The organism is Delftia sp. BGA-UO-ETr-SB1 (genome assembly GCF_059567865.1).
Genome location: NZ_JCAQOW010000005.1, coordinates 252956 through 274208 on the forward strand (window position 1 = coordinate 252956; position 21253 = coordinate 274208).

Below are 21253 nucleotides of genomic sequence, written 5' to 3' on the forward strand. Positions count from 1 at the left end.
ATCTTGGGGGATCTTTGGTGATCTTCTGCAGGCCTACTTGCCCATGATCTGGTCGATCTTGTCCTTCTGGAAGGCCTGCGGGCGCTCGGACTCGCAGGGCACGCAGTCGCCCACCTTGCTGCCGGCAGAGAGCTTGGCAATGGCCTCCCACAGCAGCGCGATCTGCTGCTCGTGCGCGGCCGCGCCATCGCTCAGGCCGCGCATGGCCTGGGCCACGGGGTCCATTTCCTGGGTGATGCCGTAGGCCGTGAACGGCTGGGGCGCGGCAGAGGCCGGGACCTTAATGGACTCGGCCTTGGCCGATGCCAGGTCGTGCTCGGTCACGTCGGCGCTGTGGCCGTTCTTGCTGGCGATGATTCGCGCCGGAATGCCCACGGCCGTGGCGCCTGCGGGCACGGGCTTGATGACCACGGCATTGCTGCCGATCTTGGCGCCGTCGCCCACCTCAAAGCCGCCCAGCACCTTGGCGCCCGCGCTGACCACCACATCGCGGCCCAGCGTGGGATGGCGCTTGGCGCCCTTGTACAGCGAGGTGCCGCCCAGGGTCACGCCGTGGTAGATGGTGCAGCCGTCGCCGACCACGGCCGTCTCGCCGATGACGACGCCCATGCCGTGGTCTATGAAGACGCGCTCGCCGATGACGGCGCCGGGGTGGATCTCGATGCCCGTGAGCCAGCGGCCGATGTGCGAGATGAAGCGCCCCAGCCACTTGAGGCCATGGTTCCAGCACCAGTGCGCCGGGCGCTGCAGCCAGATCGCATGAAGACCCGGATAACAGGTGATGACCTCCCAGGTGCTGCGTGCCGCAGGGTCGCGGTCGAGGATGCACTGGATATCGGAGCGCAGGCGGTCAAGCATCTAGGGGCTGGTTATTGTTGACAAGACCGCTCAGTCTAGCGTTTCGGTGGGGTGCTCTGCAGCATGGCCTTCGCAACACCGCGCAGGATGTGGATTTCCTCGGTGGTCAGTTGCGAGCGGTTGAAAAGCTGGTTGAGGCGCGGCATCAGCTTCTTGGGCGCGGCCGGATCAAGAAAGCCGATATGCGCCAGCGCCTGCTCCCAATGGCCCAGCATGCCGGCCACCTGGGCCGCGTCGGCGCGCTGCGGCGCAGGCGTGTGCTCCACCACGGGAAAGCCGCCCAGCGCCTGGCGCCATTCGTAAGCCACCACCTGGATGGCCGCCCCCAGGTTCAGCGAGCCAAACTGCGGATTGGACGGAATCGACAGCGCCACATCGCTGCGGTAGACATCGTCGTTGCTCATGCCGAAGCGCTCGCAGCCGAACAGGAAGGCCACGCCGGACTGGTTGCAGCGCGGCGCGGGAGCCGGTGCGGACACGGATGCATCGGTGGGCGGCGCCGCTTCATCGGGCGCAGCCAGCACATCCAGCGCCCCGCTGAGCAGCAGCTCGAAATGCTGGCGCGGCGTGCGCGTGGGCGGGCCGAAGTCGCGCGGCGTCATGGCCGTGGCGCACAGGTGGCTGATGCCGTCCAGCGCCTCCTCCAGCGTCTCGACCACGCGCGCATTGCCCAGCACGTCCAGCGCGCCGCTGGCCCGCTGGATGGTCTCTTCCTTGCGCAGCACGTTGGGCCAGCGCGGGCGCACCAGCACCAGGTCGTCAAAGCCCATGGTCTTCAGGGCGCGGGCGGCGGCGCCCACATTGCCGGCGTGGCTGGTTTCTATCAGTACGAATCGGGTTTTCATGGCGTCGCTGGCCTGCCGGCGCCGGCAGAGCCCCCAAGACGGGACAGGTTGCGCAGCACAAAACGGACAAGGCGGGTAAAATTGCGCGCTATTGTCGCCGCCCCGCATCGCCGGACGCGGCTTTTTCCGTTCTTACCCGCGTCAAACAGCCTGCTTTTGCCAGAGAGGACCGTCCTCTCCTTGCACAGCCGCTGCTCCGCCAACGCCTCACAATCTATGTCGACCAACCTGCATCCCATGCTCAACGTGGCCATCAAGGCCGCACGCGCCGCCGGCGCCATCATCAACCGCGCGGCTCTTGACGTGGAATCCGTGCGTGTCGCACAAAAGCAGGTCAACGACTTTGTGACCGAGGTGGACAAGGCGGCCGAGCAGGCCATCATCGAAACCTTGCTGGGCGCCTACCCGGGCCACGGCATCCTGGCCGAGGAATCGGGCAACGAGTTCGGCGCCAAGAACTCCGACTACGTCTGGATCATCGATCCGCTGGACGGCACCACCAACTTCATCCACGGCTTCCCCGTGTACTGCGTGAGCATTGCCCTGTCCTTCAAGGGCAAGGTGGAGCACGCCGTGGTGTACGACCCCTCGCGCAACGACCTGTTCACGGCCACGCGCGGCCGCGGCGCCTACCTGAATGACCGCCGCATCCGCGTGTCCAAGCGCATCCAGCTCAAGGACAGCCTGATCTCCACCGGCTTCCCCTTCCGCCGTGGTGACAACTTCAAGCAGTACATGAACATGCTGGGCGACGTGATGCAGGAAACCGCAGGCGTGCGCCGCCCCGGCGCCGCCGCGCTGGACCTGGCCTACGTGGCAGCCGGCTTTGCCGATGGCTTCTTCGAAAGCGGCCTGCAGATCTGGGACGTGGCCGCCGGCAGCCTGCTGGTGACCGAGGCCGGCGGCCTGGTCGGCAACTTCACGGGCGAGGCGGATTTCCTGGAGCAGAAGGAATGCCTGGCGGGCAATCCGCGCATTTATGGTGCGCTGGTCGGCATCGTTGGCAAGTACAGCAAGTTTGCTTCGGCTGGCGAGAAGGCTGGTGTGCGGCAGGCTTTGGCGGATTCTGGTGAGGCGGCTCCCGTCGCTGATGCTGAAACTGCTGAGTCTGAGCAGCAGCCTGAGGCTTGATTCCGGCTTCTCCTCTCTTATGAAAAACAGCTCCTTCAAGGAGCTGTTTTTCGTTGGGCGTGGGTTCGGTGCGCTTTTTGCCCCTGCCGGGGGGTTGCTTTTCGAGGCCGGGTCTCGGCCCGGCGGCCGACCTACCTTTCTTTGATTCGTCACCGGTACGCCGGCCGAAGAAACGTAGGCCAAAGAAAGACGACCCGAATGTCCACGTCCCTTCGCTTCGCTGCGGGCAACCTGCGCCGGGCCGCCTGCGGGGTTCGCCGTGAAACTCACTTCGCGCTGCGCGCTACGTTCAAACAATCACGGCGAGTCAGATGACGAGGCAGTCCTGTCCTGCGGCAGGACTGCAACCCCGCAGGCGGCCCGACGCAGGCGTGGACATACGGGAGGGTGAGAGCCACGGCCACGGCCATGGCCTCACGGCCTGGCCTGTGGCGCAGACTCTTTTACTTGACCCGCGCGTTGATCACCGCCTCGGCCACGTTGCGCGGTGCTTCGGCGTAGTGCTTGAACTCCATGGAGTAGGTGGCACGGCCTTGCGTTTGCGAGCGCAGGGAGGTGGCGTAGCCGAACATTTCGGACAGGGGCACTTCGGCCTTGATGGACTTGCCGCCGCCGGCCATGTCGTCCATGCCCTGCACCATGCCGCGCCGCGAGGACAGGTCGCCCATGACGGTGCCGGCGTAGTCTTCGGGCGTCTCGACTTCCACGGCCATCATGGGCTCCAGGATGACGGGGCTGGCCTTCCTGGCCGCTTCCTTGAAGCCGAAGATGGCCGCCATCTTGAAGGCCATTTCGTTCGAGTCCACGTCGTGGTACGAGCCGAAGGTCAGCGTGACCTTGACGTCCACCACGGGGTAGCCGGCCAGCACGCCGCTGGTCAATGCCTCTACCACGCCCTTTTCCACCGCAGGGATGTACTCGCGCGGCACCACGCCGCCCTTGATGGCGTCGACAAACTCGAAGCCCTTGCCGGGTTCCTGAGGCTCGACCGTGAAGACCACGTGGCCGTACTGGCCCTTGCCGCCGGACTGGCGCACGAACTTGCCGTCCACATCGGTGACTTTCTTGCGGATGGTCTCGCGGTAGGCCACCTGGGGCTTGCCCACGTTGGCTTCCACGTTGAACTCGCGCTTCATGCGGTCCACGATGATTTCCAGGTGCAGCTCGCCCATGCCGGCGATGATGGTCTGCCCCGATTCCTCATCGGTGCGCACGCGGAACGACGGGTCTTCGGCCGCCAGGCGCGACAGGGCAATGCCCATCTTTTCCTGGTCGGCCTTGGACTTGGGCTCCACGGCCTGGGCGATCACGGGCTCGGGGAAGACCATCTTCTCCAGCACGATGGGCGCGGACGGGTCGCACAGGGTCTCGCCCGTGGTCACGTCCTTCAGGCCCACACAGGCGGCAATGTCGCCGGCGTGGATTTCATCAACCTCCAAGCGTTCATTGGCATGCATCTGCACGATGCGGCCAATGCGCTCCTTCTTGTCCTTGACGGAGTTGAGCACGCTGTCGCCCTTGTTGAGCACGCCCGAGTAGACGCGCACAAAGGTGAGCTGGCCCACGAAGGGGTCGGTCATCAGCTTGAAGGCCAGGGCAGAGAACTTCTCGCGGTCATCGGCATGGCGCACGATGATGGAGCCGTCTTCCGCGTGGCCTTCCACGGGCGGCACTTCCAGCGGGGAAGGCATGAGCTCGACCACGGCGTCCAGCAGGCGCTGCACACCCTTGTTCTTGAAGGCCGAGCCGCACAGCATGGGCTGGATCTCGCCCGCAATGGTGCGCAGGCGCAGGCCGCGCAGGATGTCGGCCTCGGGCAGGTCGCCCTCTTCCAGGTAGCGGTTCATCAGGTCTTCGCTGGCCTCGGCAGCCGCCTCCACCATGGACTCGCGCCACTTCTTGGCGTCTGCCACCATGGCTGCGGGAATCTCCTGGTACTCGAACTTCATGCCCTGCGTGGCCTCGTCCCAGATGATGGCCTTCATCTTGAGCAGGTCCACCACGCCGGTGAACTGCTGCTCCGCGCCAATGGGCAGCACGATGGGCACGGGGTTGGCCTTGAGGCGGTCGATCATCATCTGCCGCACGCGCAGAAAATCCGCGCCCGTGCGGTCCATCTTGTTGACGAAGGCCAGGCGCGGCACCTTGTACTTGTTGGCCTGGCGCCAGACCGTCTCTGACTGCGGCTGCACGCCGCCAACGGCGTCATAGACCATCACGGCGCCGTCGAGCACGCGCATGGAGCGCTCCACCTCGATGGTGAAGTCCACGTGGCCCGGGGTGTCGATGATGTTGATGCGGTGCTGGTCAAAGCGGCCGTCCATGCCCTTCCAGAAGCAGGTGGTGGCCGCCGAGGTGATGGTGATGCCGCGCTCCTGCTCCTGCTCCATCCAGTCCATGATGGCGGCGCCTTCGTGCACCTCGCCCAGCTTGTGGCTCACCCCGGTGTAGAACAGGATGCGCTCGGTCGTGGTGGTCTTGCCGGCATCGATGTGCGCGGAGATACCAATGTTGCGATAGCGTTCTATGGGGGTATGGCGGGCCATGAAAGGACTCCTGGGTGCTACGAAAGCGTAAGTGCGTGATCTGCCGGTTCGAAGGGTCGGATTCTCGCGGGGGTTGAATGAGGGTTGATGACAATTGGAATGTACGAAGACAATCGTACTATCTTCCGCAACTTCTTGCAGAACGATTCATGTTTTCACCACGCCATGCCCCTGTCTGCCAGATAACTGCCCGCGCCACGCCGCATCAGCGACGTGCGGCATTGCTTCCATGGCACAGTGGCGCCCCATCGACTGGACGATTCATGCTTGCCAACCACCCCGACCGCGAACAGATACGCCTGGAAAACCTGCTCAACGCCCTGGGCAACCCCCTGCGCCTGGCCGTGGTGCGCGCGCTGGCCGCAGGCCATGAGCGCGCCTGCGGCTCGCTCTTGCAGGGCCAGTCCAAATCCACCATGACCCACCACTGGCGCGTGCTGCGCGACAGCGGCGTGATCTGGCAGCGCCCCGACGGCCGCGAAAACCTGCTCTCCCTGCGCCGTGAAGACCTGGACGCGCGCTTTCCCGGCCTGCTGGACGCGCTGCTGCAGGCCCTGGCCGAAGACCCGCTCACCGAACAGGCCACGGCCGCGCACCTCAAACCCTGCCCTTGATGCCCCGCCCCTGCAACGCAGGCGGCAGCCCTGCGCCCTACCCCTTCACGGCAAGCGCCGCAGCAACGCCCTCATCCGCAAACCGCTTGGCCGCCTTGAGCAGATAGCTCACGGCATAGAGGATGGGGTCGTCGGCCTCGTCGCCATTCAGATGGTCCACCACCTCGACGGCATAGCCTAAATCCACCGCCGTGTCGTGCAGCAGGCCCAGCAGTTCCTTGTCCTGCGGCTCCAGCGACTGCGCCTGATCGGCCTTGGCGTAGTAGATGCGCAGCAGGTCGCGGCAGACGCAATTGATGGCCGTGACCTTGTGGCTGGCGTGCAGCTCCAGCACTTCGAGGGCAGCGCCCAGGTGCAGGACGGCGTCGATGGCCAAGTCTTCAAGTTTGGGTTGGGGAGTGGTGGCGAAGGTTGCTTGTCCCATCGAACCTGGTTGTGCGTGAGTCATGGCTCACAATTCTTGGTTTGCAGGGTGCGCTGGGCCACGTTTTCTTTAACTCATGGCCTTGAGTGCAATTGATCAAGGCACGCAGCAAGACCGCCAGTCATTGACCTTCCTCGCCGATATCGAACATTGACGAGGCCAAGCACTAGCCCATGTCGTCATGCCAATGTCGCGCCGACAACCCACCAACAAAAAGAGAACGAGCACAGAGACGTGAAAAGCACTGGATTTGAATCGGAAGCAGCCCTCGTAAAGGCCATCATCGCCTGTGTATCGCGCGCACGGCGCCAAGAGTATTGTGTGGAGCTAGAAGTGGATGCAGGCGTGGGCGTCGCGGACCTTGTTCTAGCCAAACGTTCACCGCGTAGTACCAAGGCCTTGCGGGCTGCCGCAATGGTCTCCCCTCGTCTTGCCGTTCTGCTCAGACAAGGCGTAGGCGACGCCATTAAAAGCCGGACCGAACTCGCAGCCTTTTTGGGAACCTCCGAACCCGCCGCGCAGAGAGTCGTAGCGCAACTAGTAGCAGCGGGCGTCGCAGCTCAGTCAAGGGATTCATTGACCATCTCCGGCCTTCGAACGCCTCCGTTCGAGCGACTCGTGGCGGTCGAGGCCAAGATAAGTGACTGGCAGCGTGTACTGGTACAGGCATACAGAAATCTGCAATTCGCTGATGAGTCCTGGGTCGTACTGGACCACACCTTCGCCAGACCAGCCATTGCTCAGCTGGACCGTTTTCGAATCGCCGGCGTGGGTCTCGCTTCCATCGAGCGCGGGCAAGGCCTGTTCATTCACCACGCCGCCGCTACGCAAGGCCCTATGAGCCTCGCTAAACGATGGCATGCACAGGCGGTGCTATCGTCCCGAGCACTCACTCGTAAGCTGGCTTCAGGCATTAGTTAGAACTCGTCGCCATTCTTGCAGGTGGCCAGCTTGACCATGCTTCTCAAGCGGCACGCCTGCTCGATCGATTTCCCGGTAAGCCTCCAGCGCTGCATTGACCTTGCGAATGAGAAATGCCCGACGCTCAGCGATCGATAAAGGGCGAAGCTCGTCGACATGGTCTTGCATGTTGCGAAAGTAGTGCTTGTATAGCGGCGGCTGATTAAACGTGGGCTCGATCAAGCGAGCCAACGCCTCGTCAGCCCAGGGCGTCGCACGATAAACCTGTTGCCAAACGCGCGGCACCCGGTCACGGATTCGCTTGGCATCCTCGAACTGAACCCAGTTAAGCAATCCGGCAAGGTAAATGCGCGCCTTGGGACCACGCCGCTCCCCTTCCGATTCTAAAAATTTGTCCACCGAGAAGATGCGCGTGTTCTCAAACGCACCCATGGTGATGGTTAGATCACCGGCTGCGGAGTAAAGAAGCCCTTCAGTATTTGTGTAGCCCAAGACTAGGCCAAGACCTGTGTTCAGCACATCGGAGCAGAAGGTCATGCAGTCGGTCAGAAACTGCGCGTCTTGAACCTGCTTTGTGTTGCGCTCGTACTCGTACATCACATAAATCTCATCCACATTTGGGAACGAGGTAATCCAGTTCAGAACGCGCCGGCGCCAGTCCGTATCCTGGATCATGGGTGCCGTGAGTGCCACCGAAAGACAAAGAGGTCGGTCACCCGCATGCTCCATGAAGGCATCAATGGTAAACATCCGCTGCTGATCGAAGTACGACGGGTACATCTGATTGATGTACCTAGTGGGCACGACGACCTTTCTGAATCCCTGCTCAATCTGAAAATCTATGCAGGCTTTGGCCACCTCAGAGGCATGCGCGACAAAAGTGGAAGTCTGAAACCCGCCATCGACCTGTTCCGGGAAGAAGGGGTACGTCAGAAGCTTTGGCTTCCGCGAACTGGGCAAATAAAATTGAGGGTCGAAAATGGATGCTGAGCGAGTCACAAGCGGCAGCTTTTCCACAGTGGTCTTCGTCTGGTGAAGCGGGCTCAGGATAAGGCCATCGCCACACCCGTCCGTCTGGAATGAATCCACATTCCAGTTGCTGTTGTGCCCGACCTGATGGAGTAGTCTCAGCGCCATGTGTGCTCCTCTGTTAATTTGCCAGTATCGCCTGAAGTTCTTCGATGAACAGCGCTGGCGTGCGCTGCCGTTGCCAAGGCATCTTCATCATTGCTTTAGCAACAAAGTCAGAGAAAGCCTGCGACGCGCCCGCGACTTTCTCCAGTGATGGAGGTTCGTATCCAGCCGCAGCAATCATGATTTCGTGGATCTGCATGCCCGGCTTAGAGGCGAAAGGTTCCAAGCCAGCCATAAGTTGGTACATGACTACTCCGATAGAGAAAAAGTCCGTCTTGAAGGTCACTGCCTCCTTCTCATTTGCCATCTGCTCGGGTGCGCCATACCCGGGTGTGAATGGCCCAGGACCAGGGCCGTCACGCGTAACCCCGGGCGAGCCCGTCTCGCGCACTATCCCGAGATCAATGACAACAACTTCACCCGACGGCCGGATCAGCAAGTTTGCAGGTTTGATGTCGCGATGAACGAACTTGCGGTGGTGAACCCACAGTGGCATCAGCGCGTTGGAAATTCCCAGCGCGAGTGTCGCGATCCCCCTCTCGTCACCCTTGTACTTATCTGCCATGTCGCAAAGTGGGATCGAGTCTACGAACTCTTCGACTGAGACGTACAGACGCTCGGTGAGCCTCTCATCGGTGACTGGGTTTTCTGTGAACAGGTTACAGAACAACAGCTTTGGAAAGCTAGCTGGTCTGACATCCTCAAGGATGGCAGTTTCAGCTTGAAGTCTGGCCAGAGTAGTGTTGTCCGCGCCGGACACCACCTTCACGACAACTACGCCCCATGCTTCCCAGCCTTGGAGGAATGGCCTCTGGCCGGGCTCATCCTCACCTGTAGGCAAAACGTCTGCCGGAATTTTGGAGTCCACAAAGTGAGCCAAATAGACAACGCGCTGCCCTGACTCGGCAAGCGACCTATCTATCACAAGGCTCGGAAGGCATGCGACTAAGTCGTTGCGAAGCTGTAGCGAATCTCTTGGCACGGCAACCCTCCTTGGCACTATTGAAGACTCGGGAAAGCTCTCCGAGAAAAATATAGACTTGTGTAACCAAAGATAACAGAATCGAGATTGGAGTATTCAAGAAAAACTTCCCTCACTAGAAATTTCCCATATGGGAAATTCCATCTACGCGGTCACACCCTTTTAGTAGTACTACAGCCTTGCAGGCCTGAACCTATGCCAAGCTTCTTCACCGAGCGGACTGCAGAGTACGCCATCTTGCCTCTACTCCTCTCGCACCTGAAGCAGAGGTTCGGTGCCGCTGTGCCGATGTACTTCTGGGCTACGCGCGAGGGTAACAGCGTTGCGCAGGAGCGACATGCCAAGCAGCAATTCAGGGTGTTAGTAGTGTTCGCTCGACGGCCTAAGGTTCTCGAAGGTCAGAACATGCTGGGAAAAATCAACCGGGAACTTTTTGAGTTCGCAGATAGGGCAAACGTGTATGGTTTACCCAGCGTCGCCGCCTTCCCGGCAGTCAGCGACCTCTTCGAACTAGGCCGCGCGTTCAAAACCTACTGGTTCCCCCTCGCAGGAATGCCGCACCAAGATGCGCTTTTCAATGTCCATCTTTCAAATCCAGATATCGGACTTAAATTCCTAAACGGCTGCCAACTGCCGTCCTGGGCGCTCGAAGACGTAAGTAACGCTGTAGCAGAGGCACCGATTCTGATGTGGCGTGAGGCAATGCGGGTGATCCGGGAGGTCCGGAATGCACGTCGAGTGATACCCGGCGTTGGCTTTTTCGGCGGAGGCGGCAGCTACATGCCGGTATATGTACTGATCCCAGATTGCATGCACGATTGGCTAAGTTAAGGCTCATCGCTGAATTCTTGGAAAAGCTGAACACCAGCATCTTGGCAAGGCTCTATAACACGATCAAATTTATCAAGCGCCGCGCCTGTTTCGCAGCCTTCAGCTCACCAGCGAGATCACCCTCAAGGGCATTGAGCCGTCACGGTTGGCCACGCTGGTCTTGGAACACCTACAGTGCTACCCCATGCCGGCCATCAGCGACATCCACCCGCGCATCGCGCAGCGAGATTGATCCCGAGCAAGTCATGTATGCACTGAAAGAGTTGATCGAACGCGGGGAAGTCCGCTTGAGGACCTCAATCGCTGGCGGCGGTACTGGGCATGGCATGAACAGCCCATCGGAAACCAGCGCACTATCTCCGATAGATGAGCGATAGACGCCGGGCGTAAATAGGTCTATTGCTAGCCCCTCAATATCAACATGCTCCCTGCCCCCACACACTCCCTCCACACCCCCACCCCATAATCCCGCCCGCAACCCCCAGCCTTCCCCCGGCCCTTCTTGCAGGCACAAGACATGACTTCACTGACCGAGCTGTGGCAGGCAGCCATCACCTGGCTCGCCACCCACGCCGTAACCCCCACCGTCCACTGGCTGGACATCGCCCAGGCGGCCGGTGATCCGCGTGAGATTGCCGAAGCGGTGCTGATTGCCGGGCTGCAGTTGTTCCTGATCGCAGGCGTGATGCGGCCGCTGGAGAGCCTGTTTCCGGCCGAGCGCTGGAGCGACCGGCGGCTGACCACAGTGGACCGCAACTACACGCTGTTGATGCTGCTGGGGCTGTTTCCGCTGTTCAGTTTTCTGGTGCTGATGCCGTTTGCCAGCATGCTGGGCGGCGGGCCTGCGGCCGAGGAGGCCACGGGGCTCAAGCACTGGGTGCCGTGGTTTGCGGACCATCCGGTGGCGCTGTTCCTGGTGTACTACGTGGTCTACGACCTGGTGTATTACTGGATGCACCGCGCCCAGCATGTGATTCCCTGGTGGTGGGCCATGCACAGCATGCACCACAGCCAGCGCCAGATGAGCTGCTGGAGCAACGACCGCAGCCATTACCTGGACGGCATGCTGCAGTCCTTCATCCTGGCCACGGTGGGGCTGGCGATGGGGGTGGAGCCTTCGGAGTTTGCGCTGCTGGGGCTGCTGAGCGAGCTGGTGCAGAACTTCTCGCACGCCAATGTGCGGCTGCGCCTGGGCTGGCTGGGCCGCATGGGTGAGCGCGTGCTGGTGGGCCCGCTGTTCCACCGCCACCACCACATGCTGCGCGACCCCGAGCGGCCCACGCGCCACAACTGCAATTTTGGGCAGGTGCTGCCCTGGTGGGACATGCTGTTTGGCACGGCGCTCTATACCAACGAGCCCGTGCGCCCCACGGGCGTGAGCGACCCCGAGGTGGATGCCGACAACGAGCGCGGACTGGTGGCCATGCAGTGGCATACGCTCAAGCGGTTCTGGGGGGCGTTTCGCCGACGCGAGGGCTGGCGGCTGGGCGATGTGTCCTTCGGGCCCGGCTACCGGCCCATTCATGACGACGATGGGGCCCAGCCCCAGCCTGCGGCCGGGGCGACTGCGGTGGCTGGGGCGGCCGGGGTTGCGCCTACGGCTCCAGGTTCGGCCGCATCAGCGCCTCGAACCAGTCGATGAAAACCGCCAGCCGGCGCGAGCGCTGGCGGCGGTGCGGGTACAGCAGCGCCACGGGCATGGGCGCTGCGCGGTGGGCGGGCAGCACTTCCACCAGCTCGCCCGTGTCCAGCAGGTGCTGCACGTCATAGCGCGGGATCTGGATCAGCCCCAGACCGGCGCGGCAGCAGGCGATGTAGCTTTCTGCATTGTTGGTGACCACGCGGCTGGGCACGGCCAGGGTCTGCGGCCCATCCACCCCATTCACCCCATCCACATCGCTCGCCCCACTCCATTCCCACGGCAGTTCCCGCCCCGTGCGCGGCGAGGCATAGCCCACGCTCCAGTGGCCGTGCAGCAGGTCCTGCGGCTGCTCGGGCAGGCCGTGCTCGCGCAGGTAGGCGGGGCTGGCGCAGTTGATGAGGGCAATGCAGCCCAGCGGGCGCACGACCAGGCTGCTGTCATGCAGCGTGCCCACGCGCACGGCGCAGTCCACGCCTTCCTGCACCAGGTCGATGGCGCGGTCTGACGAGCCCAGCACCAGTTGCAGCCCCGGGTGGCGGCGCATGAGCCCCGGCAGCGCGGGCGCCAGCAGGCGGCGGGCGATGCGGCTGGGCACATCCACATGCAGCCGGCCCGTGGCCTGGCGCGTGCGGGCCTGGAACATCTGCTCCACATCCTCGGCCTCTGACAGCAGCGGGCGCACACGCTCCAGCAACTGGGCACCATCGGCCGTCAGGCTCACCTGGCGCGTGGTGCGGTGCAGGAGCCTTGCGCCCACCTGCTCTTCCAGCTGCTGCACGGCGGCAGACACCGTGGCGCGTGGCAGGTCCAGCGCATGGGCGGCCTTGATGAAGCTGCCCATCTCGGCCACCTGCATGAAGATCCGGTATCGGTCGAGTCGGTCCATGGGACGCAGCATAGTCCGCGCAGCGGTCGGCCTACTTGGTGGTGTAGCCGCCGTTGATCAGGATGGTCTGCCCGGTGATCCACCAGCCGTCGCTGACCAGGTGGCGGATGAAGGGCACCACGTCTTCGATATGCGTCAGCCCCGAAGGCGAGAACGGCGACAGCGCCGCCGCGCTCTTGTGATAGGCCACGGCGTCCGCGCCTTCCTGGCCGTAGAAGAACGGCGTGTCCATGGGCCCCGGCCCCACGGCCGTGACCGAGATGCCCCGCGCCCCGAACTCCTTGGCCGCCGCCCGCGTGAAATGCTCCACCGGCGCCTTGGTGCCCGCGTAGGAGGAATAGAACGGCGTGAACGCGCCCAGCAGCGAGGTCACCAGGGTCACGATCTTGCCGTGGTCGTTGACATGGCGCCCCGCCTCCTTGAGGAAGAAAAACGCCGACTTGCCGTTGACGGCAGCCATCTCGTCGTACTCCGCCTCGCTGATCTCCATCAGCGGCTTCTTGAGCACCTTGCCCACGGTGTTGATGGCAATGTCCGGCCGGCCCACGGCGTCCACGGCCTCCGCAAAAAGCCGCTCGACAGCGCCAGCGCGCGTCAGGTCACCCTGCAGCGCCACGGCCTCTGCGCCCAGCGCACGCACTGCGGCCACTGTGGTCTCCGCCTCGGCCCGGGAAGACTCGCTGTTGTAGTGCACCACCACGGCCCGCGCGCCGTGCCCCGTCAGATCGCGGGCAATCAGCCCGCCCAGATTCTTGCCGCCGCCTGCAATCAGCGCCACCTTGCCGCGAATGGAATGGTCTGCCATGGAAACGCTCCTTGTGCTTGGATGAAGCACCCAGCTTAGGCAGCCAGCCCCCCGCGATAAACCGGCGCAGCCGGGATGGATCATCCAGAAAACCAGAACAATCAGCCGCGCCAGCGACCCCTGCCCCCGGCATTCCGCTCCGCTCCCCCCTCCCGTATGCCCGCGCCTGCGTCGGGCCGCCTGCGGGGTTGCAGTCCTGCCGCAGGACAGGACTGCTTCGTCATCTGACTCGCCGTGATTGTCTGAACGGAGCGCGCAGCGCGAAGTGAGTTTCACGGCGAACCCCGCAGGCGGCCCGACGCAGGTTGCCCCGCAGCGCAGCGAAGGGGTCGCGGACATCCGGGTCGTCTTTCTTTGGCCTACGTTTCTTTGACGAATCAAAGAAAGGTAGGTCGGCCGCCGGGCCGAGACCCGGCCTCGAAAAAACACCCCCCCGGCAGGGTCAAGAACAAGCTACACACCGCCCGCGCGCCAAGACATCAGGACAGCTCCCGCTCGTACATATACCGCCGCGACCAAGCCAACGAAGCAGCCCCCTGCCCCGCCCTCCGACAAACAACCTGAAAGATAGACACGTCATCGTGTTCAAACGCATAAGCACACCCCGCCAGATACACCCTCCAAATCCGAAACCTCTCCTCATCCACCAACGCCCGAATCTCCGGCACACAAGCCTCAAACCGCTCCAGCCACAACTGCAACGTGCGCACGTAATGCCGCCGCAGCCCCTCCACATCCAGCACCTCCAGCCCCCCACGCTGCATGGCCTCCAGCGCCAGGCTCAGGTGCGGCAGTTCGCCATCAGGAAACACATAGCGGTCGATGAACGCACCGCCGCCCAACGCCGTGGCGCCCACGTCGGCATCGGTGGAGGTGATGCCGTGGTTCAGCGCCAGGCCGTCATCGGCCAGCAGCTCGCGCATGTGCGCAAAGTACATGGGCAGGTTGCGGCGGCCCACATGCTCGAACATGCCGACGCTGGTGATGCGGTCGAAGCGCCCCTGCACGTCGCGGTAGTCCTGCAGGCGGATCTCGATGCGGTCGGCCAGGCCTGCGGCGCGCACGCGCTCGGTGGCCGCTTCGAACTGGTTGCGCGACAGGGTCACGCCCACGCAGTGCGCGCCAAAGTGCTGGGCCGCGCGCAGCACCAGGGCGCCCCAGCCGCAGCCGATGTCCAGCAGGCGCTGGCCCGGCTGCAGGCGGATCTTGGTGAGGATGTGGTCCAGCTTCTTGCGCTGGGCGGTGGCCAGGTCCTCGTCGCCGTTCTCGAAGTAGGCGCAGGAATAGACCATGCCCTCGTCCAGCCAGAGCCGGTAGAAGTCGTCGGACACGTCGTAGTGGTACTGGATGGATTCGCGGTCCGTGCTGCGGCTGTGCCGAAAGCGCCTTGCCGCGCGCGCCGCAAGCGCCAGCCGCCCCGGCCCCTTGCCCGCGCCCTGGGTCTTGGACATGCGGCGAGCCAGCGCATAGCCGAAGTCGATGATGTCGGGCAGGCAGCCGTCGATGTCGATCTGGCCCTTCACATAGGCCTGGCCCAGGTGGTCCAGGCTGGGGTCCAGCAGCAGCGGCAGGGCCGAGGCGCTGCGCACGGTGAGCGTGACGCGCGGCTGCTCGAAGCGGCCGAAGTCGAACTGCTCGCCATTCCACAGCACCAGCCGCGCCGGCAGATCGGCCCGCGCACGCACGGCCTCGGCCCAGCGCCTGAGCTTCTTGTCCCAGAACATCGTGCATCTCCCCGGGGCTGGCGGCGCCCCCCTTTTGACATGACCCGCATGAACCGCATGAACCGCATGAAAAGCAAATGACCAGTCTTGCCGCTTCATGTGACGGCAAGACGTCAGCACGGCAGCCCGCGCCGGTAGCGGATCGATACAGACCCGATGGCGCCCACACCCCGCCAGCGGCCCGGCTTGGGGCACACTGGCCGGCGTTCCAACTGCCCCGGCGCGAAGGCGCCTGCGACAGACCCATGCAAGCCCATGACCTGAGCATCGAACACTGCATCGAGCACCGCAACGAACAACGCAGCACCGGCGGCTATGGCCTGCCGGCCGGATTTCAGGAACCTGCCATCGAACTGGAGCCAGTGACGCCATGGCCATGACCCATACCCAGGCGCTGTCCAAGCTGGCAGCCGACACCCTGGTGCAGACCCTGGAGGAAGACGTGGCGCGCGTGATGGCGCGCACGTTTGCGCTGGGCCGGCACGATGCCGCTATCGCGGCCAACTACGGCGGCCATGCCCTGCCGCCCCTGCTGCGGCGCTGGAGCTGCGTGCTGCACGCAGGCGACGCCAAGGCAACGGCGCTGTACCGGCACAAGACGGCGCTGGCCCTGGCCATCGTGCTGCACAGGAACGGCCTGGCCGACGCGGGCCTGAACGCGGCCGCGCGCACGGCCATCGATGTGCTCAATGCCGAGGTGGCGCTCAGCGATGATTTCTTTCGCAAGTCGGCGCAGATCCGCCAGGACTTCCTGGACACGCCGCCCGCGCCGCCCAAACGCTCGCCGGGCCTGCCCGACAGCCTTACCTTCTACCGCGCGGCCGACGTGGTGGCCATGGAGCTGGACGGGCGCTTCCACGCCCTGTACGTGCACGGCTGCGCCCGGACCAACCAGAGCCCCATCGTCGAGTTCTACGACGCGGTGTTCGACCACCTGCCGCAGATGGCGGAGCTGGCCGACGTGCGCGCCCGGGGCCGGCGCTACAACGATGGCGTGGGGCGGGTGGCGCGGTTTTCCATATCGGGCCTGAAGTTCCTGCCCGACCCGGCAGGCCAGTTCACCCTGGTCAAGGCCTGCGTGGAGACGCCGCCGGACCCCGGCCATCTGCAAAAGGGCGACTGGCTCTACACCGTGTCCGACATCTTCGAGCTGCAGTCCGAGGTGGACACCATGTTCGGCCCCGGCGGCAAGCCCTGAGCCTTGAGCCTTGAGCTTTGAGTCCTGACAGCGGCCTGTTCTTGCCTGTTTTCAAGAGGAAATTCATGACGCATCCCCGGCCTTCCACTCTGTCTTCCCGCATGGCCTTGCCGGCCGCGCTGGCACTGGCTGCCACGCTGGCCCTTGCGGGCTGCAACCAGCGGCATGACACAGCAGCCATGGAATCTGCGCCCGCCCCCGCGCCCATGGCGGGCGGCGCCGGCATGAAGCAAGGCCGCGCCGCCACCGTGCAGGCCGAGGATGCGGCAGCAGCCGCACCAGAGACATCGGCGCAGGACGAGATGGCCCAGCGCTTTCTGGCCGTGCGCCAGGAGCTGAACGTGGAAGTGCCGCAGGCACAGCTGGCCGATGCCTGGGGCCAGGTGCGCGACCTGTGTGCCACGCTGCGCTGCGAGCTGCTGTCGGCATCCCTTCTGCGCGAGACGCCCCAGCAGCCCGGCAACGCCATGCTGGAGATGCGCGTGGCGCCGGCCGATGTGCAGCGGCTGCTGGGCACGCTGGCCGGCGTGGCCACCATCGTGTCGCAGAACACCATCAGCGAGGACAAGACGGCCGAGGTGATCGACGTGGAGGCGCGCATCAGGAACCGTACCGAGTTCCGCGACAGCCTGCGCCTGATGCTGCGCGACACCACGACCAAGCGCACCATGTCCGACCTGCTGGAGATACAGCGCACGCTGTCGGACACGCAGGCCGAGCTGGACGCCATGGCCGCCCAGCGCAAGGTGCTGGAGCAGCAGACCAGCAAGCAGCACATACAGATCCAGTTCACGCCCACCCGCGCCCTGGTGCAGGGCGGCACCAGCTACAGCCCCATAGGCCGCGCGCTGCGCGATGCCGGCCATGTGCTGGGCGAGAGCATGGCCGCCCTGATCACCTTCGTGGCGGCCGTGCTGCCCTGGCTGGTGCTGGTGGTGCTGCCGCTGGGCTGGGTGCTGCGCGCGCTGTGGCGACGCAGGCGTGCCAGGAAGGCCTGAGCGGCACGGCAGGATCAGGAAGTACGGCGGCACGGCGACCAGCCAGCCCGGCAGCCCTGCCGTGCTCCAATCAAGCCATGCCCACCGAACCGAGCCTTGACGACCTGCGCCGCCATGCCGTGGCGCGCACCCTGTTCACGCCGACCACCCTGCCTGCGGCCATACAGCGCCTGGGTTTTGTGCAGGCAGACCCGATCCGCGCCCCGGCCCGGGCGCAGGACCTGACGCTGCGCCACCGCGTCAAGGACTACCGCGCCGGCGACCTGGAGCGCCGCTACGCGCGCCTGGCGATCGACGAGGACTGCCTGGTCAACTACGGCTTTCTGCCCAGTGAGCACCTGGCGCTGATGCACCCGCGCCAGGCCCGCAAGGCCTGGGATGCCGAGACGCAGCGCAAGGCCGCCGAGGTGCTGGCGTTTGTGCACGAGCGCGGCGCCGCGCATCCGCGCGAGGTGGAGCAGCATTTCTCGCACGGAAGCGTGAAGAACTACTGGGGCGGCTCGGGCAGCGCCAGCACGCAGTTGCTCGACGGCATGCACTACCGCGGCCTGCTGCGCGTCAAGCGCCGTGACAGCGGCACGCGCGTCTACGAGGCCATCGCCCATCCGCCGGCCGACGACAGCCCCGCCGCCAGCGCCCGGCGCGCCGCCGCGCTGATCGACCTGGTGGTGCGCAAGTACGCACCGCTGCCGGCTCCCAGCCTGACCTACCTGGTGCGCCTGCTGGGCTATGGCGCACCCCATCTGGCGCAGCAGACCCAGGCGGCGCTGCGGCTGGCGCGCGAGCAGCTGGCCAGCTGCCGCATAGACGGAACCACCTGGTACTGGCCCGCCGACGAGAACCCACGCTCGCGCCGCCATGCCTTCGACGAGCGGCTGCGCCTGCTCGCGCCCTTCGACCCCGTGGTCTGGGACCGGCGCCGCTTCACGCTGCTCTGGGGCTGGACCTACAAGTTCGAGGCCTATACGCCACCGGCCCGGCGCCAGCTCGGCTACTACGCCCTGCCCATGCTCTGGCGCGGCCATGTGATCGGCTGGGCCAACCTGCAGGCGCGCGAGGGCCGGCTGGAGCCGTCATTCGGCTATGTGGCCGGCGCGGCGCCCGGCGATGCCGCCTTTCGCAGCGCGCTGGATGAGGAGCTGCAGCGCATGGAGCTGTTCCTGGCGCCGCGCTGAGGCTCAGGCAATCGCCCCCTGCGCGCGTTTGCCGCCCCACAGGAGCAGCGGCAAGACTGCACAGGGGCAGTCCGCTCAGAAGGTTCCGCGCAGCGTGAGCGTGGCATTGCGCGGCATGCCGTAGTAGGTGCCGTTGCGCGCGCCGCCCACGGCAGCCCAGTAGACCTTGTCGGTCACGTTGCCGATGTTGAGCGCGGCCGTCCAGTTGCGGTTGATGCGGTACGAGGCGCGCAGGTCCAGCACGGCATGGCCGGGGTTTTGCACGGTGTCCACGCGGGCATGGCTTTGCGCGCTGAGGTTGGCGCCCACCTTCCAGGCCGACCATTCGCCGGGCAGCGCGTAGCTGGTGGACACGCGCAGCAAGCTGCGCGGGGTGTCGGTGCTCAGCGAGCTGCCTTCGTCGTCGCGCGTGTTCAGCCAGGTGTAGCCGCCAGAGACCTGCCAGCCGCGCGCGACCTCGCCACCGATCTCGGCATCGAAGCCCTTGCTGCGCAGCACGCTGGAGTTGCGGTAGCAGTCATTGGTGGTCACGCCGGGGCACAGGCCTTCGTTGCCGGTGTCGAACACGGCCACGTCGCGCTTCTTGATGTTGAAGACCGAGAAGGCCACGTTGAGCTTGCGCTCGAACAGTTCGCCCTTGATGCCGGCCTCGTAGTTGGCGCCCACGGCGGGCTTGAGGCGGTTGCCCTGCACGGTGGCGTACTGCGACTGGGGCTGGAAGGTGCTGGTGTAGCTGGCATAGACGGACCAGAGCGGATCGATGTCGTAGACCAGGCCCGCATAGGGCGTGAAGCGGCCGTTTTCGCGGTAGTCGTTGGTCAGGGCGCCGGTGAAGGTGTCGTTGGAGCGGAACTTGAACCAGTTCAGGCGCCCGCCCAGGTGCAGGTGCAGGCGTTCGGCCAGCTGCAGGCGCCCGCTGCCGTAGATGCCCAGCAGTTGCTTGCGCTCCCTGAGACCGAAGTCATAAGGAGGGGCCACGGGATCGGGGATGCGCGAATGGTCGAAACGGAAGACGTCCAGGGGCATGGCCTCGCCAGAGGAGGCCGACTGGGTCAGCACCTTCTGCTGGGACCAGCTGGTGCCGAACATGACCTTGTGCGTGCCGCCCAGCGCCTGAAAGCTGCCGGTGACGTTGGCATCCAGCCCCGTGGCATCGATGTCGCGCGCAATGAAATCGTTGCCCACGTAGCGCAGGCCCTGCAGGGTAACGGGATCGATGGCGCCGCGCGCCGACCCCAGCTTCTGGTCGATGGTGGTCTTGCCGTGGTTGAGCGTGAGCTTGGCCACCCAGTCGCCGCCCATGCGGTGCTCGACCTCGCCGAACACATCGTCCACCTGGGCCTCGTGGCGGTTCCAGCGCTGGCCCAGCGAAGTGGAGCGCGGCAGGCCCAGCGAGGCGCCGTTGGAGTAGCTGGGCAGGCCGAAGATGCTGTAGCCGTCGATGTCGGTCTGCTCATGGCGGTAGCCCGCCGTGACCTTGGTGCCGGCGCCCAGGTCGGCGTCGATCACGCCGTAGAGCATGGGCGAGCGCGAATGCACCAGGTCGATGAAGCTGTGGCGGTCGGTATAGGCGGCCACCACGCGGCCGCGCACCGTGCCGGCCTCGTTGAGCGCGCCGCCTCCATCGATCTCGGTGCGGAAGTTGTTCCAGGAGCCGATGCTCTGGGCAAACTCGAAGTGCTTTTCCGCACGCGGGCGCTTGCGCACCATGTTGACCACGCCGCTGGGGTCGCCCGCGCCGACCACCAGGGCGCCCGCGCCGCGCAGCACCTCCACGCGGTCGAGGATGGCCGTGTCCATGGGCACCCAGCCCGTGGGGCTGTAGGTGCCGCCGGCCACGCCGTCGAGCAGGTAGTTGGAGTCCGGGATCTCGTAGCCGCGCATCATGTAGACGTGGGCCCCGAAGTTGCGCTGCGACTTGGTGGCGCCCGTGGTCTGCAGGATCACGTCTTCGACGGAAGACAGGTTCTGGTCATCCATCTGCTGGCGCGTGACCACGGTCACGGACTGCGGCGTCTCGCGAATGGACTGCTCCATCTTGCCGATGCTCAGAGCGCGCGTGGTGTAGGAGCCGGTCTGCTCGGTGGTGGGGCTGGTGATGGCCTGGGCCGTGACGCGCACCTCGGCCATGGCCTGGGCCGTGCCTGCGGTGCGTGCCGCGGCAGCTGCGGAGGCTGGAGCAGGCGCTGCGGTGCGCAGGCCCCAGTTGCCCGAGCCCGTGCGCACCAGCTCCAGCCCGCTGCCCTGCAGCGCCGCGCGCGCGGCCTGCTCGGGCGTGTAGCTGCCGCGCACGGCGGGCGCGGTCAGGCCGCGCACCAGCTCGGCGTCAATGCCGATCTGCTGGCCGCTTTCGGCGCCTATGCGCGCCAGCGCGCTGCCCAGCGGCTGGGACGGCAGGTCGTAGCTGCGCACGGACGAGGCGGCTGGCGCAGCGGGCGCGGAAGGGGAAGTCTGGGCGTGGGCGCTCAGCGCGCAGGCCAGGGCGGCAGCGGCCAAGGTGCGCAAGGGCAAGGGGCAGGAGAGCAGCATGCGGGTTCTC

19 protein-coding genes are annotated in these 21253 nt (G+C 64.9%); 8 read left to right on the forward strand and 11 right to left on the reverse strand.

What is annotated here, in order from left to right; translation table 11 throughout:
* Positions 1–33: 33 nt before the first annotated feature.
* Positions 34–858 carry a serine O-acetyltransferase gene (gene cysE, locus AC57B5_RS11280; protein WP_013803521.1) on the reverse strand — a complete coding sequence of 275 codons (825 nt, stop codon included), beginning with the start codon at positions 856–858 and terminating at the stop codon, positions 34–36.
* Between the two features lie 35 nt (positions 859–893).
* Positions 894–1703, reverse strand: a complete 810-nt coding sequence (locus AC57B5_RS11285) for an RNA methyltransferase (protein ID WP_496399544.1) — start codon at positions 1701–1703, stop codon at positions 894–896.
* A 216-nt stretch (positions 1704–1919) separates the two neighbouring features.
* On the opposite strand from AC57B5_RS11285, the gene AC57B5_RS11290 reads away from it, so the two are divergent.
* Positions 1920–2834 (forward strand): inositol monophosphatase family protein, encoded by a 915-nt coding sequence (locus AC57B5_RS11290; RefSeq protein WP_012204229.1) that lies wholly within the window; start codon positions 1920–1922, stop codon positions 2832–2834.
* Between the two features lie 443 nt (positions 2835–3277).
* Here AC57B5_RS11290 and fusA read toward each other — a convergent pair whose 3' ends face one another.
* On the reverse strand, positions 3278–5380 hold the full coding sequence (fusA, locus tag AC57B5_RS11295; protein WP_496399545.1) for an elongation factor G: 2103 nt from the start codon (positions 5378–5380) through the stop codon (positions 3278–3280).
* A 263-nt stretch (positions 5381–5643) separates the two neighbouring features.
* Between fusA and AC57B5_RS11300 the strand changes: the two genes are divergently transcribed.
* The gene (locus AC57B5_RS11300; RefSeq protein WP_012204227.1) at positions 5644–5994 is read left to right on the forward strand and encodes an ArsR/SmtB family transcription factor; all 351 of its coding nucleotides are present in this window, start codon (positions 5644–5646) and stop codon (positions 5992–5994) included.
* Positions 5995–6031: 37 nt separating this feature from the next.
* On the opposite strand, the gene AC57B5_RS11305 is transcribed toward AC57B5_RS11300, so the two are convergent.
* The 4 genes from AC57B5_RS11305 to AC57B5_RS11320 all read right to left on the reverse strand — a co-directional run bounded on the left by AC57B5_RS11305 (position 6032) and on the right by AC57B5_RS11320 (position 9341).
* Positions 6032–6442, reverse strand: a complete 411-nt coding sequence (locus AC57B5_RS11305; protein ID WP_496399546.1) for a hypothetical protein — start codon at positions 6440–6442, stop codon at positions 6032–6034.
* A 549-nt stretch (positions 6443–6991) separates the two neighbouring features.
* Complete coding sequence (locus tag AC57B5_RS11310; RefSeq protein ID WP_496399547.1) at positions 6992–7231, reverse strand: hypothetical protein; 240 nt, start codon at positions 7229–7231, stop codon at positions 6992–6994.
* Positions 7232–7324: 93 nt separating this feature from the next.
* A complete protein-coding gene (locus AC57B5_RS11315) occupies positions 7325–8476 on the reverse strand; it encodes a hypothetical protein (protein ID WP_496399548.1) in 1152 nt (383 codons plus the stop codon).
* Between the two features lie 13 nt (positions 8477–8489).
* The gene (locus AC57B5_RS11320; RefSeq protein WP_496399549.1) at positions 8490–9341 is read right to left on the reverse strand and encodes a serine/threonine protein kinase; all 852 of its coding nucleotides are present in this window, start codon (positions 9339–9341) and stop codon (positions 8490–8492) included.
* Positions 9342–9650: 309 nt separating this feature from the next.
* On the opposite strand from AC57B5_RS11320, the gene AC57B5_RS11325 reads away from it, so the two are divergent.
* Positions 9651–10286, forward strand: coding sequence for a hypothetical protein (locus tag AC57B5_RS11325; RefSeq protein WP_496399550.1), 636 nt, complete (start codon positions 9651–9653; stop codon positions 10284–10286).
* A gap of 517 nt (positions 10287–10803) precedes the next feature.
* A complete protein-coding gene (locus tag AC57B5_RS11330; protein WP_496399551.1) occupies positions 10804–11928 on the forward strand; it encodes a sterol desaturase family protein in 1125 nt (374 codons plus the stop codon).
* Here the strand turns inward: AC57B5_RS11330 and AC57B5_RS11335 are convergent.
* The 3 genes from AC57B5_RS11335 to AC57B5_RS11345 form a co-directional block, all read right to left on the reverse strand.
* A complete protein-coding gene (locus AC57B5_RS11335; RefSeq protein ID WP_333907701.1) occupies positions 11882–12814 on the reverse strand; it encodes a LysR family transcriptional regulator in 933 nt (310 codons plus the stop codon). The two genes, AC57B5_RS11330 and AC57B5_RS11335, sit on opposite strands and share 47 nt — an antisense overlap.
* A gap of 31 nt (positions 12815–12845) precedes the next feature.
* Complete coding sequence (locus AC57B5_RS11340; protein WP_496399552.1) at positions 12846–13619, reverse strand: SDR family oxidoreductase; 774 nt, start codon at positions 13617–13619, stop codon at positions 12846–12848.
* A gap of 479 nt (positions 13620–14098) precedes the next feature.
* Entirely contained in the window at positions 14099–15343 is a 1245-nt protein-coding gene (locus AC57B5_RS11345) for a class I SAM-dependent methyltransferase (RefSeq protein ID WP_496399553.1), read from the reverse strand.
* Between the two features lie 245 nt (positions 15344–15588).
* On the opposite strand from AC57B5_RS11345, the gene AC57B5_RS11350 reads away from it, so the two are divergent.
* The 4 genes from AC57B5_RS11350 (at position 15589) to AC57B5_RS11365 (ending at position 18714) form a co-directional block, all read left to right on the forward strand.
* Complete coding sequence (locus tag AC57B5_RS11350; protein ID WP_257762791.1) at positions 15589–15723, forward strand: hypothetical protein; 135 nt, start codon at positions 15589–15591, stop codon at positions 15721–15723.
* Positions 15714–16541: a hypothetical protein gene (locus AC57B5_RS11355; RefSeq protein ID WP_496399554.1), complete on the forward strand. Its 828-nt coding sequence runs from the start codon at positions 15714–15716 to the stop codon at positions 16539–16541. Before AC57B5_RS11350 ends, AC57B5_RS11355 begins: the two co-directional genes overlap by 10 nt.
* 65 nt (positions 16542–16606) lie before the next feature.
* A complete protein-coding gene (locus AC57B5_RS11360; RefSeq protein ID WP_496399555.1) occupies positions 16607–17539 on the forward strand; it encodes a DUF4349 domain-containing protein in 933 nt (310 codons plus the stop codon).
* Between the two features lie 77 nt (positions 17540–17616).
* A complete protein-coding gene (locus tag AC57B5_RS11365) occupies positions 17617–18714 on the forward strand; it encodes a DNA glycosylase AlkZ-like family protein (protein ID WP_496399556.1) in 1098 nt (365 codons plus the stop codon).
* A gap of 75 nt (positions 18715–18789) precedes the next feature.
* Here the strand turns inward: AC57B5_RS11365 and AC57B5_RS11370 are convergent, their stop codons facing one another.
* The gene (locus tag AC57B5_RS11370; protein ID WP_496399557.1) at positions 18790–21243 is read right to left on the reverse strand and encodes a TonB-dependent siderophore receptor; all 2454 of its coding nucleotides are present in this window, start codon (positions 21241–21243) and stop codon (positions 18790–18792) included.
* Positions 21244–21253 lie beyond the last annotated feature (10 nt).